The organism is Lentibacillus sp. (assembly GCF_035301675.1).
GTDB lineage: Bacteria > Bacillota > Bacilli > Bacillales > Amphibacillaceae > Lentibacillus.
The window spans coordinates 1-13,987 of sequence record NZ_DATGTT010000101.1; the positions used below are offsets into that span (position 1 = coordinate 1).

Here is a 13,987-nt window from a genome sequence, read left to right on the forward strand (position 1 = left end):
TTTCAAACCATTACATGTCAGATGATGCATCTTTCAGCGCTTGGATAAAATTATCAACATCACGCTGCGTAACAAAAATGTTGACTGCCTGATTTGCTTTGGTTAAAAATCCGGCCGAAGCTGCAGATCCGTGTGCAAGACTAGGGACCAGGCGTGATTCACCAAAGTCTTTCATAGCTTCTTTCCCATATGCATCATATTTTGATTCATCAGCATCTGTACGAGCAGGGATTGAACCTTTTAATGGGTTGAACACATCCTGTGCTTCGGTAGATCCCAGAAAAGTCAGGAATTTCTTAACCTCATCCGGGTTTTCAATACCTTTAGGCAGTCCAAATGTATCAGTAATTACCTGGAATTCACCTTTTGTACCCGGAAATTCAAAGAAACCAAAGTCTTCACCTGTTTTCATGTCCAGATCATTGACAAAATAACCTTTTGCCCAGTCACCCATATTAAGCATAGCTGCTTCTCCATTTGCTACAAGCTGTGCAGAGTCCTGCCAATTTCGAGCTGCATGATCTTCATTAATGTTATCAAGGATTTTTCCAAATGTTTCAGCCGCTTCAACGACACGTTCATCATCGAACGGAATCTCACCTTCAAATAGTTTTTTGTAGTCATCCGGACCAAGCACGCCTAACAGAACGTTCTCAAAGATTTGCGTGGCGGGCCATGAATTTTTATCACCCAAGGCCATCGGTGTCACACCAGCTTCCTGGAGCTTTTCGGATGCTGCAAAAAATTCCTCAAATGTCTCCGGTTCGTCAATACCATTTTCTTCAAATACTTTTTTATTGTAGAAAATGACATTTCCACGGTGGATATTAACGGGTACTGAATAAATATTACCGTCTTTACTTACCAAATCGATCAATTCTTCCGGGAATTTTTTCTTCCATCCATTCTCTTCATAAAGGTCGTTGAGAGGCTCCATTTTATCAGCTGCCACCCAGCCTTCATTCAATTCATCGCCGCCGTGGACTTGAAATGTTGATGGCGGATCGTTGCCTTCCATGCGTGTAGCAAGTACTGCTTTCGCATTCGTGCCAGCACCGCCGGCTACGGCTGCGTTTTCAATTGTGATATCCGGGTTCTTTTTCTCAAATAAGTCAATTAACGCAAGTAACCCGTCCTCTTCACCGGCACCGGTCCACCAGCTGAAAATTTCAACGGTGCCGGCATTTTCACCGCCCTCTGACCCTGACTCCGAACTTCCTTCTGCATCATCAGAACCGCCGCTGCACGCAGCAAGTACGAGGGCCAGCATCAGCATTAAGAAAATACCGTATAATTTCTTCATTAAAGTCTTCCCCCTTTGTTTTGGTAACGTTTTCAAATATTATTATAAAATATTCTGAATAGTCATTGGACGTTATTTACTGCATTTTTTTATGATTGCCTTCACTTTTTAAAGATTTGCTGCTGGAATTTTTTTGGGGACATTTGATTGTGTTTTTTAAACACCCTGCTGAAGTAATTCGGGTCATGATACCCAACCATATAACTAATTTCTTTCAATGAATGCTCATTTTCCACAATCAGACGTTTCGCTTCATTCAGTCTTCGTCTGGCTATGTGTTCGGTAAACGTTATCCCAAACACACTTTTAAATACATTTGAAAAGTAATTGGGACTTAAATCCACATACTCAGCTATCTCCTCCAGCGTGATGCCCTGCTTATAATACTCATCAATATATGTTGTCACTTTCCGCATAAACTGTCTGGAACGATAATGCTCCTGTAATGTCAAACAGCAAATCATTATAAAATGTTCCCATTCTTCATAACCGTCCAGTTCGGAAATGGAGTTTCCGGGCAACGCGAGATTCTGCTCCTCCATTAAACGCTTTATGTTAAAATAAAAGTCCTCATGTTCATCTGCTGATAAATGGTTCTGATTATCCTTATAAAGCTGTACGGCCTCATGTTCATTACCTTTGTCAACCTCTGTCAGCAACTGGACAACAATATCTGAGTTATCATGCTTAAGATCGCTTTTCTCGCTGAATCCATATTTTCTGTTACTCATTTTTTCCAGCTGATATGCTGCAGTAAGCGCATCATGATACGATTTTGGAAAACTGTCCAAGGTTGAATAGACATGCCCTAATCCGACATAACAGTCCTCACCGAATTCCATTTGTATTTTACGGGCTTGCATTAATATGTCAGACTTGCTTAACTGTGACTCAGCCAGTGTGCAACAGGCGATCCGTCCATCCACGGCATCCACAATAAATCGATGTTCCAAATGATTGGCAAGCTTCATCTGAATCACATTTTTTTCGGGAATATTGGCCATTTGGATGACGAGAAAAAAACCACTTTTAAATGAAGAAAAATAGTTCTTCAGTATCGTGTACGCCTCTTTGTCCAACGGATGATGCATCAATTTTGCAATCAACCGCTCTTCAATTAAGTCACGTTTTTCTTCTTGCTGCTTCAGTTCATGCTCAATTTCTTTTTTCACCCGCAAAATCGAGGAAACGATTTCTTCTTTCTTACCGGGTTTTAAAATATATTCCTTCACACCGTAATACATAGCCTGCTTTGCAAAATCAAACGAATCATATGCTGATACTAAAATATATTTACTTAGGGGGCTTATTTGCTGAATTTCGTCAATAGCTTCAAGTCCGTTAATGCCGGGCATTTTGATATCCATAAAGATAATATCAGGGGTGAACTGCTTTACCTTTTCAATTGCTTCTCGTCCGTTCGCAGCCTCATTGATTGCATCTATATCTGAAAAATTCTCTGTAAGAAATTTACGCATTGCCTTTCGCTCCAACATTTCATCTTCGGCAATTAGAATCCTCATCACAGCCCCTCCTTATCATACGGCAGTATTAGCCTGATCACCGTTCCTTTGCCTAGCTCGGACTCTATTTCAACCATATGGTCCTCCCGGAAAAACAGCTCCAGCCGTCTTATGACGTTTGTTAAGCCAATCCCGGTCGAATGGCCGACATGCTCTTGCTGCTGCTTTGTCCGGGAAATGATTTGATTGACGGTTTCCTGGCTTATGCCGATGCCATCATCGCGGATTTCCACAATCACTTTCCCAAGCTTCTGATAAATAACAAGAGAAATTATTCCGCCCTCTTCTTTTCCTTCGATTCCATGGATGAAGGCATTCTCAACCAATGGCTGTAACGTCAATTGGGGAACTTCAATATCGAGACAGTTTTCATCTATATTCAATTGAAAGGTCACCCGTTCAGAAAATCGTACTTTTTGTATGTGAAAATAATCCTGAACAACCTGCACTTCATCCTTTAATGCTACACGATGATCAATATCACCAAGGCTGTGCCGGAGCAATGCAGCTGCAGAATCGATTAAGCCGGACGTTGATTTGGCATCCTCCATATAGGCCATTTTAGAAATCGTATTCAATGTGTTAAATAAAAAATGCGGATTCACCTGATTCTGCAGATGCTTCAGTTCCATTTCCTTGACTAACCGGTCAAGTTCAGACTGATCCTGGACTTCTTGAAATAGGTCATGAATATTGGTGCGCATTTGATTAAATGTATCACCTAGCAACCGTAATTCATCATTTGTTCGAATATGAACCGGCTCACCCTCCAGTCCCCCACTGGCAACTTCCTCAGCTGCAGCAGATAACTTTCCCAGTGGACGGGTAATCCCTCTGGAAAACCATAAGGCAAAAAATATGGCCAAAATAATCGTCGTCAAAAACAGAAAAATAATAAATAACATAAAGTTATGATCACGCTGCTGCAAATCTTCATAAAATGATTGATAAGCTGTTAATTCCAACTCAATAATTTCCAATGTCGATTCGGAAATATAGTCTGATGCATTTCCAGCCTCCTCCAGGTGGTTCATATACTGCTCCGTGTCATCTCTTAGAACAGAACCTACCGTAAGATCCGTTTCATAGATAAATGTCTCGATCAAGTTTATATAATTCTTCATTTCGATGGTCTCAATATAATAGAATGTTTCCGATAATTGGCTCAGGTTATCTTCCAAATCGGCTTTTATTTCAAAATAGTCATCAGAGTTTTCGGAATTCGGTTCGTTAACAAATGATTTCGTTGTTGAATATAATTCAGAAGCATGCCGGGAAATTTTATTCAGCAATAGAAAACGCTGAAAACTATCATTATATGTATCTGTCAGCTCGTTGGAACTGACAAAGATGGAAATAGCTGTTACCTGAAATAAAAGGATAATCGCAAAGAAATAAACAACCAGCTTACCACGAATCGTCTTCATTGCAGCTCACCATCTTGAAGGGAAGATAAATCACCTTTCTTGATCACTTCCGTATCGATATATTTTTTATTGTCCAATATGTCATGTTCCTGCAATTCGATTAACACATTGACCGATTCTTTCCCCATCTTCTTCGGGTATTGTGCGATGGTGGCATTGATTTCTCCTTCCTTTATCAGCTTTAGTGTTTCCGGAAGCAAGTCAAATCCGATGATAGTAAATTCTTCATTGGCTGCAATTTGCTGAACCCCATCAACAATACCGATTCCATCAAGTGCACTGGTTCCGAGAAACGTGTTGATAGAGGGGTATTGTTTCAATAGCGAGTAGGCTGCCTGAGCAGCACCGATTGACGTAATATTGGATTCTTCTACATCAACAACATGGATGCGGGAGGTGTCTTTGATAGCATCCTTAAAGCCCTGCAGCCGTTGTTTCTGGTTGATTGCATTAAATCTCCCTGTGACAATGCCCACATACTGCTCGCCGGTGGTACTTTCGATAAGTGTTTTTCCGGCCAATTTCCCAGCCCGAAAATTGTTTGTCCCAACATAAGCTTTTCGCTCACTATTTGGAACATCCGTATCCACGGTAATAATCGGAATCTCTCGTTCAACCGCTTTATGTACTAACTCCACAAAACGCTCACCTTGAATGCCCTGGACGATAATTCCATCAACTTTGGAGGAAATCATCCGATCGAATAGTTTGAGCAGTTTATCATTATTTGCCTTTTTTGGAGCAAGATATTCCAAATAAATATCATGCTTTGATGCGGTTTCTTTTGCTCCTTCTTCAATCAGTCTCCAATATTCGTTATCCGACTCCTCAGCAATCAGCGCAAAGTGATACGAATAATCAGCAGATGCAACTTTCTCTGTTTGAATAAAAAATGTCTTATACCCATAAATAACCATACCTATGAAACTAATACAGAAGACAACCCCACTCACTGTATAAAGCAGTAATCTGGAATGACTCACAGCAACTCACCCCGGATATTTGGACGAAAGGACAGAATTACTGTCATTCATCACCCAATCATTTTATGATAATACTACTAAATTCTTCCTTCCTTAGCTGGGATTATTCCCCGGACAATCAAAAAGGGACAAAGAGCTGTCCCGTTGTCCCTATTCCGTTTCTCTATTATTCGATTCTTTAGCCTCGATCTGTGATAATGCTTTCCATATGGTAATCATCGAATAGCCAAAAAGTATTATACCTGGTATCAACAATAATAAGGCACCATTTTTAGACTGGGAAAAGCTAATAAAATAGCCAACATACGGGAGAGTGAATCCGCTATACTTGCCGACAACATTTTGTGCCATGACCGGTTCAGGATCAGGCCCATCATTGTTATCACCTTTTGTCTGGTAGCTTACACCACTTGGATCCTTGTTAACATCAATAATACGGTGCGTAACAAGCATGTCTTCATTTTTTCGAAAGGTAATAACGTCCCCTTTTTCTAATTTTGACTTATCATGAATAGTTTCAATGGCAATTAAAGAACCTGTTTGTATACTCGGTTCCATTGACCCTGAAAGAACGGTTCTCAGCTGATAACCGAATAGTTCCGGCTCCCCGCCCGATGCCTTCGTTGAAATGACAACAAGCATCATCGCGGCCAATACTGCAAAAAGGATACCAGTTGTTATGTTATTGGCCCATTTCAGTGCTGTCTTCTTTTTTGACTGGCTCATCTTTTTTTATCTCCTCTCCAGTATTTTTAGAGCCTGCATTTTTTTCTTTGCTGAGCGGTTTAGCTTCTTCTTTTTTCTTCTCTCCCTGTTTTACCTGTTCACCCCGTTTGGACGTTTTGTTTTGATTGTCAGTTGCATCTGCTTCATGATCCACGTCTGATTTATTTTCGGCCGAATCGGCATTCGTTTCTTTATCATTAGCTGATTGTGTGCTGTCAGCAGCATCACTTTCGTTTTTCTCAGCTGAATTTTTATCATTCTCAGAATTCTCTTGCCCGTCATCTTTTGAAACAGAATCGCTTTGCTTTTTGCTATTTTCCTTTTTTTCTGCTTCATTTGCTTTCGTATCACTTGTTTGCTCTTCACAGTTCACGGTAATCTTTTTGCTCCACACGTCCGTACGCTCAGCTTCTTCATTATATTCCGGTCGCTGTAACATTTTGAATCTGTACACACCATTGTCAGCATTTTGATAGTTTAACGTAATTGCTTCACCTTCTTGCAAAGGCTTGAGTTCTCCTTCTTTTACAGCTTTGCCTTCTTTCGGATCGCCTGCTTTTTTGTAGTAAACTTTATATGCGGTCGGCCCGGTCATGGCTTGTCCATTATTTTTCAGCTTTACCGATATCTCACCCACCGGGCATTGATCACCTTGTGATTTGGAAGGTCTTCCGGTAAATCCCAAGTCACTGCCATCCCACCAGGTGCCAGCTTGAATCACGTTTGTTTGTTTTTCTACGTCCATGAAATAGGCACCAGTACTGGAGGTTATGTATCCTGCTGCAAACAAAAGCAGGCAGCCGCTTACCAGTAATTTACTGGCTATGAGAAGTTTCTGCTGTTTTTGTGACAATACCTTACCTCCTTTCACTGTTAACTCATCACCTTGGAAACCCTCACTTCTACTATAAATATCTTTTGCCATTCTATCAAAAAATTACGATAAATTGTTCGTTTTACATGAAAAAGTTGGCTGGAGGGCTAAGCAGGCTTGATCACGATATCTGTCATCTATAACCCTCCAAATCTGAGCGTTAATTTATCACCATCTATTCTTTCCACTTCGTCAGCAATCTGTCAGCGTCAGTTTTCAGTGTTTTGTATGACTTATCGGTCAGATTGCCTTGTTCATGCTGCTTTTCGATTAACTGCTGAAATCCGCCCATATGCTTCAGGACTTTTTCGGAAAGATTCTGATCAGCATAACGGCTGACCGCGGTCATATGCATCGTTAACCGCCTTGCTGCTTGATCACTGATGATTCCATCACGCCGCTGCAGTTGTTCAATCCGCTTGATCATGCCTGATGCCGTAACCGGTTGATAGACTTCAAATTCATATAGTGAATATCCCCAGTTAATTGCACGATCAGTGCCTTGCATGCGCACATAGCGTGCATTTTCAACAGGAAAATGAATCACATCGTTATTCCCATCCCCAGTTGTTGTAGTATACACATCCTTCCAGTTCTCGCCGTCATTGGAAACCTGAATTTTATATCCTTTGCCATACGCATCTTCCCATTTTAAAACGACTTTACTGATAGGCTGTTGTTTTAATAGATCCACGTAAATCCATTCGTTGTCGGTATAACCTGATGCCCAGCGTGTCTCATCGTTTTCATCCACAGCAAGATCCGGTGTCAATTCGGCCGTCTCATTCGATGAAGCTGTTGCCGGCTTACCTGCTGCCATATTAATCGTCCATGCCGGCGCGTCTGCAAACTTAGCAATTTCGGCTGAAGACAGCTTCCTGTCGAAAATCTGCAAGTCGTCCAATGTTCCTTTTAACGCGTTAGTTTTGCTTCCAATCGTTTTCATTGGCAGTAACATACTATTCGGCAGCACATCCCGCAGTTCACCGTCCACAAACAACGATGTGCCGTTCAAATCACCACGGAATGTAACATGAACCCATCGGCCGGTCGGGATGGCTGCGTCAAAACTGAAATCATACCCTTCCCGGCTGAAGCCTGCATTATCTGTACCTTGTTGTTTTAATTTCAAACTGCCGTAGCCGGACTCAAGCAGTACTGCTTCGTTCCGCTGGTTTTTGTCCAGCTTGACCCATGTGGATACAGTCCATGGCAAGCCTTTCTTATCGATGGGTGTCGCAACATGATCATTGTTATCTGTAAAGACAAGTCCGCTCCCATCTTTCCCATCCTCTGTGATCGCTGCACCATGCAATGTGCCGTCATAATTATTTCCTGACGTATCTGCCGGCGTACCATCGTCGAACGTATAATGGAGCACTGTATCGGTCTCGCTTTTGACGTTGTGCTCAAGGTTAGTCCCCGGCGCAAGGCCGATTTCGTCTGTCAGCTTTTGAAATTCAGCAAACGTTGCATCATCCGAGCTGCCGCGCCACATTTTTTCAGCCAGTGTCGGCATGGCTTTTTTAATCCGGTCATGCACATCAGGGATACTTACTTTCTTTCCCAGTTTGTCATTCCACAGGGCAAACATGCCGCCCAACAGATGTTCGTTGTCCTCATCGAGCGTAATATCACCACTGAATACTGTCGGCTCCCAGTTGTTATACAGCCAGTCGGTGTCCAGATAGTCGTGATAGTAGTCAGCTTTCGGGACAATGTAAAGCAAGCCATCATCCGAATTGATAATATCATAGCCGCTTTCCACCGCCTGTTTCGGGTTATACCAGCCGACATTCCAAATGTTAAACGTAACATCTTTATCGACCGTCACATCACCTTTGTAGTATGAGAGACCTCCCCATGCGCGGGCAGTCTTGCCATGCTTTTTAGCTTGCTCACTGAGTGTATTGATATAGTTACGGTAAACATTGCTCATTTCTTTGTCATTACGGTAAAATTCATCCGCCCCGATATGTACCGCATCCGCACTGAAAACATCATAATATTCATCCCAAACGGACTTAACAAAGTCGACCGTCTCATCGCGTGTAATATCAAGGTGATCGACCGGCAGATCCGGATGTACAAGGTCTGGCCTTAGCTTTGTAAAAGCCAGCGAATGACTTGGCGTATCAAATTCCGGAGTTATTGTTAAACCATTAGCCTCTGCAAGTCTTTGCAATCCTTTAAATTCCGCTTTGCTGTAATGTCCGTCATCTGCCGTAAGTTCGGGATACTTGTCGCTTTCCATCCGAAAAGCAGAATAACTGTCCCAATGCTCGCGGTCATTATCTTTAAAAATCGCATTGTCATTTAAATGAAGCTGAAAGTCATTCATTTTAAACCATGCCATGACTTTAGAATAGTCTTCCAGAAAGTCCATCGGGAAAAACTTTCGCCCGACATCCAGCATAAATCCACGCTCTCCGTATTTCGGATAGTCTTTGGCAGTACCTTTAGCAATACGCCTTTCATCTTCATTCTGTACAAGAATTTGCAAGGCCGTCCTTGTGCCATAGAATACGCCTGTGTCCGTGTTAGCCCGTATCGTTACCGCATCATCAACGGTAAAATGATAACCCTCATCCCCGATTGATGAATCCTTCTCTTCTTGCATTGTCAGAAAGAAGTCGCCTTCATCTGGCTGTTTCGTTGTTTCGATTGGAAGATTACGACCCATAACTTCTTTTAAATCCTGTTGAAAAACATCAGCCGTATTTGATAATTTCTTCGAATATGTTGAATCAACCACAATTCTTGAATTTTCATTTAACGTAAAAAATCCCGTTGAGCCACTCCATTCCTGTAAACTTGGAATTACCTTAGGTTTAGGATTTTTGGTTTCAGCGTGTACTGTCTGAGATGAGAAAACGGCTATTAACATACTGCAAAGTAGAAATGCAATGCATTTTCTCAATGCTATCACCTCATCTATTTAAGTGGTGACCCCCCGTCCGAAGAAGGGGAGCCTTGATTTTTTTGCCGACTTTACCTACCGCGCTCTAATTTTAATTACCGGAAGTAATCACTGAGTTCATTGCCACTTATCGATCAACGCATCAACCGCTTCACTCAGCGCCTCATATGCCGTATCAGATACGTTGCCTTGTTTCTGATAATGGGCAGTCAACTGTTCAAAGTTCTTCATATGCTTCACAACTTTGTCTGCATTCTCTTGTGCTTCATAGCGCTCGACTGCTGTCAGATGCATCTGTAACTTGCGAACTGTGCTGTCACTGGTTATTTCTCCGTCATCGGCAAACTCTTTAACCATTTCTTTTATATCCCCAACGGTTTCAGGTGCTGGTTGTTCCGTTTTAGCTACTGGAATGATTTCGTGGATTTGCGGCTTTACATCGCCGTCCCATACCACTTTTATTTCAAGGACGTGGTCATAGTCGGATGCATCCAGTTCGGTCAGCGATTCCGACAAACTGCCGACGTCGTGCCAGCCGTCCGTATCCCGTATCGAAACGTCCGCATCAGATATAGCTTGCGGGCTTTGCAGGATCATAACCTTGCTGAGTTCTGTTTCCTGTGACAGCTTATAATTTAGCTGACCAGCCTGCGAATCTCCCTCAGGTGTATAGAATGTCGCTAACTTGCCGTCTATTGTTGAAATTGCTTCATTTTCACTTGCTCCCTTGGGATCAGCATTAACCGCAAGATTTTCCGGGCCGGGCTTTTCAATGCCTTCGTTGACGATAATTTCGTTCAGAGCCAGCCACACATTATGATTTTCAGTGGAGATAAGACGGATATAGCGCGCCTGTTCGCCGCCGACTTCTACGCGTTTATAGCGATATGGCACCTCGTGATCCGGGAAATTCAGACTGCGGTCACCCGGATTATTAAACGTATGGACTGTTGTCCAGTTGTCACCATCTTTGGAAATTTGTAAGTCACCCTGGCGGAAGTAATCCCCTTCGCCATCATCAATCGCAACAGCGACATCATTGACATTGACCAGGCCGCCCATATCAACCTGCACGTATTTTCCTTTGTTTTGCATACTGCCAAACCATGTTTTCGTGTTCAGATTACCATCAAATAGATTCTGAGCTTTCCCCTCGTAAACACTGTCATAGTTATCCGTTACAGATGGTTCAATAAACTTGTTCAACTCCACTTCGAGCTTGTTTAAATCAAACGTTATTTCCTCATCTGTCTTATTTACCAGCCGTACGTATGCGGCATTTGGATACGGTGCCTCAGACGAGATATCTTGCCACTCCACACCATTCTCTGAAACTTGAAGTGTTGCATCAGCTGAACTGCGGTCTAACTGAACAGAGCTGATTTTTTCAATTGCCGGCAGTGCGATTCCGATATACTTTGATGGCTTCAGCGTGATACCGCCGAGATCTTCTAATGTCTTCATTGTTTTTGTGCCTTTTATTTCTGTTTCTTTTAAAGCATCGACATTTGTATAAGCGTTTGCCTTCTTCTTATCCGCGTTTATAGTGAATTCCCTGATAGCTGTCCATAGATCCGGCTTACCGCCTGGTACTCCGGCGTGTGTCAGCCGGTAACGCACATAGCGTGCTTGTACATCGAGATTCTCCGCGTCCACTTTATAACCGGAGCGCTCCTCACCAATTGCCGTCCAGTTCTCACCATCTTTCGAGTATTCCAGAACACCCCGCTGGAAAATGTCATGATCATTATTGTTTCTTCCCTGAAGAATATGCACATCTGTGACGGGAACGGTTTTGCCTAAATCCACACCATACCAGTCGCCGTTTTCCTGAAGTTTTTTAATATACACCAATGTTTCCGGATCGTCGTCAACCATATTGCTTAAGTCCGAATAATCATAAGATGTCATCGGGACGTTTGCTGTTGCATTCGGATCGATAGATGTATAGATTTTTGCATCAAGTTTGTTGATCAACTCGTTGGCAAACGGAACTAATCGCTTGGCACCTGCTTCCACTGTCACATCTGGGGAATTGAGCTTTTCAATCGTAAAGGTTTTTGATTCTTCCATGAAATCGGATGCTTTCCCAAGTGCTTCCCATGCGGCATGTTTATCATCCTGCTTGAGTGCCAGCACAGATTTCACGGCTTTTTTATCTGCTTTGACAACATGATTTAGACTGTTGAGCCATGGATCGATTTCTTTAACCATTTTTTCGTTCGTGCTTTTTTCGCGGAAATTGCTGATGGCATCCAATATTTGGTCAAATTCACTGATAAGCTGCTGACCGGCCTTATCAACCGGTTCGTCATTAGCGAACTTATCCAAGAATACATTTAATTCTTCTTTAATGTTTTCTGATTCACCGACTTCAAGTCCATGTGTGCTCGGTGACGGATCGCTTAAATGATGGGCAATTGTTTTCAGTTCCGATGCGGCATTTGGCGCGACGTATTTAAACGAATCAAGCCAGCTTTGTTTGTCATCAAAATCGTCAACATTCCACGTATAATCCGCAACGGCAAACAACGCAATTTTCGATAGTTCTGCCCAGCGCATCGGATTGGAAACAACCCCTGCAATGTTATGTGTTCCTGGCTTTAATACCTCGCCTTTGCCAAGCATCAGCCTGGAATTGACATAATCATTGACAGGCCAGTTCAGCCAGACAAACGGATCGCGTCCGGTAATATCTTTCACCCATTGCATATCTTCTTCATTAACCGTGCCCACAACACCATTTCCGGTCCACATAAACTCAACATTTTCCGGGACATTACGCAATGCTTCCAGGTAAGGCTTTCCTTGCTCACCAGTCCATGCCTGGTTGTAAAATGGCGGTGTATACACCAATGGCTTGATGTCACCTTTTTCCTCCACCCAATTTGCAATATCGGTTATTAATTTAACGTGTTTTTCTTTGTTCTCCAGTGCTTGCGCAGTGCTGATGTCATCCATAAACAAGGCAAATTGCCGCACGCCTGCACCATACACTTGATCCAATTTAGCAAGCAACGTATCGATTTCCTCATCATAGTTGTCCCAGTCGATCATGTTAAAACCAGGATGAATCGCCCAAATAAATTCCGTTTTCGTTTCATGTCCAGTTTGGGCAAGTTCCTCAATTTTTGCCAGTTCATCTTCCGGATAAAGTTTGCGCCACTGGCTATTATGATATTTTTCATCTTTAGGACCGTAGATATAAGCGTTCATCTTAATCTTGCCGCCATATTCCATTAAACTTTTGCGTGATTCATGCGACCACGGGAAGCCGTAGAAGCCTTCAATAAAACCACGCCACTTAGTATCAGCGTAATCCTCATACTGCATGGAATGAATTTGTTTGCCGGAAACCTGATTGACTATCATTTTCAACGTTTCCAGTCCGTAATAGGCTGAATCGGTATCTTTGCTGAGGATGGCAATTGTTCCGTTCTCTTCCAGTTTTTTATCAATGCTCAGAACATACGGGTCGATTTCATCAAAAATTGCCTCATTATAGTCGATATTTTCATTAAAGTAAGTATCGACATAGCCGTTTGACCCTCTTGTTCCGAGTAAAATATTCGTCTTGCCGGAAACGACTTGATCTGATGTTACAATCGTAATCGATTTCGAGGCAAGAATCTCCCGCAATAAATCCTTTGTCGGCTGATCAATTTCATCTTCCACCACAAGGTTCACTTCGTCTGTAATGGTAAAATCCGTTCCTAAGTCCTTTTCGTTTTGCGGCAGCGGGTATATTTCGTATGGCGATTTTGCGTTGCCCTCAGCCGCACTGACAGATGTACTAAAAAACGGCGAAGCAATCAGCACTAACATGAATAATCCAACTTGCCATTTTTTCAACTTGTCCACCCTCCCTGTTTGAAATACATCTTACAGCTATTAGAGAATTTAGAGAGAGCACGACAGGCTCTCTCTAAATCCATTCGTCTATTTTTCTTCGCCTTCACCTTGTTCTGCATTGAATGTCCAGTTAAGCTTAAGTGAATCCCCCTGGAACTGGTTTTGATCTTCACCATTGTCGATGAATTTAAACTTCACGACCAAGTCATCTCGTGAACCTGCTTCAAGCCCCTGTTCGCCAAATTCCGGATAGAAAATGCTTTCATTAACTGCTTCCGGTGACATGTCTTTCAGGTCAGCAAGTGTTGTTTCAAACACCACCTCGTCCATCTTGTCTGCGTTGTACAGAAATTGCACCTGGATATGTTCGCCAAAGTCA

The 13,987-nt window shown here is 42.5% G+C and carries 9 protein-coding genes; all 9 read right to left on the minus strand.

Translation table 11 applies throughout. The features are described 5' to 3' along the window. Window positions 1-10 precede the first annotated feature (10 nt). Window positions 11-1,303, minus strand: coding sequence for an ABC transporter substrate-binding protein (locus VK097_RS14290; protein WP_324212474.1), 1,293 nt, complete (start codon window positions 1,301-1,303; stop codon window positions 11-13). 101 nt (window positions 1,304-1,404) lie between these two features. Next, on the minus strand, window positions 1,405-2,826 hold the full coding sequence (locus VK097_RS14295; RefSeq protein WP_324212475.1) for a response regulator: 1,422 nt from the start codon (window positions 2,824-2,826) through the stop codon (window positions 1,405-1,407). Then, window positions 2,826-4,253 (minus strand): sensor histidine kinase, encoded by a 1,428-nt coding sequence (locus VK097_RS14300; protein ID WP_324212476.1) that lies wholly within the window; start codon window positions 4,251-4,253, stop codon window positions 2,826-2,828. Before VK097_RS14300 ends, VK097_RS14295 begins: the two co-directional genes overlap by 1 nt. Then, window positions 4,250-5,236 (minus strand): sugar-binding protein, encoded by a 987-nt coding sequence (locus VK097_RS14305; RefSeq protein WP_324212477.1) that lies wholly within the window; start codon window positions 5,234-5,236, stop codon window positions 4,250-4,252. Before VK097_RS14305 ends, VK097_RS14300 begins: the two co-directional genes overlap by 4 nt. Before the next feature lie 150 nt (window positions 5,237-5,386). Then, the gene (gene sipW / locus VK097_RS14310) at window positions 5,387-5,962 is read right to left on the minus strand and encodes a signal peptidase I SipW (protein WP_324212478.1); all 576 of its coding nucleotides are present in this window, start codon (window positions 5,960-5,962) and stop codon (window positions 5,387-5,389) included. After that, window positions 5,919-6,815, minus strand: coding sequence for an amyloid fiber anchoring/assembly protein TapA (gene tapA, locus VK097_RS14315; RefSeq protein WP_324212479.1), 897 nt, complete (start codon window positions 6,813-6,815; stop codon window positions 5,919-5,921). Before tapA ends, sipW begins: the two co-directional genes overlap by 44 nt. A 196-nt stretch (window positions 6,816-7,011) precedes the next feature. Next, complete coding sequence (locus tag VK097_RS14320; RefSeq protein ID WP_324212482.1) at window positions 7,012-9,723, minus strand: family 20 glycosylhydrolase; 2,712 nt, start codon at window positions 9,721-9,723, stop codon at window positions 7,012-7,014. A gap of 150 nt (window positions 9,724-9,873) precedes the next feature. After that, the gene (locus VK097_RS14325) at window positions 9,874-13,608 is read right to left on the minus strand and encodes a glycoside hydrolase family 84 protein (protein WP_324212480.1); all 3,735 of its coding nucleotides are present in this window, start codon (window positions 13,606-13,608) and stop codon (window positions 9,874-9,876) included. Window positions 13,609-13,695: 87 nt separating this feature from the next. Beyond that, window positions 13,696-13,987: TasA family protein (locus VK097_RS14330; protein WP_324212481.1), on the minus strand; the 292-nt coding region annotated here is incomplete at its 5' end.

Excerpts from the sequence above, each read along its gene's own strand:
- VK097_RS14290 (WP_324212474.1), bottom strand. The coding sequence starts at position 1,303 with ATGAAGAAATTATACGGTATTTTCTTAATGCTGATGCTGGCCCTCGTA.
- VK097_RS14300 (WP_324212476.1), bottom strand. The coding sequence starts at position 4,253 with ATGAAGACGATTCGTGGTAAGCTGGTTGTTTATTTCTTTGCGATTATC.
- sipW (WP_324212478.1), bottom strand. The coding sequence starts at position 5,962 with ATGAGCCAGTCAAAAAAGAAGACAGCACTGAAATGGGCCAATAACATA.
- VK097_RS14295 (WP_324212475.1), bottom strand. The coding sequence starts at position 2,826 with ATGAGGATTCTAATTGCCGAAGATGAAATGTTGGAGCGAAAGGCAATG.
- VK097_RS14320 (WP_324212482.1), bottom strand. The coding sequence starts at position 9,723 with ATGTTAATAGCCGTTTTCTCATCTCAGACAGTACACGCTGAAACCAAA.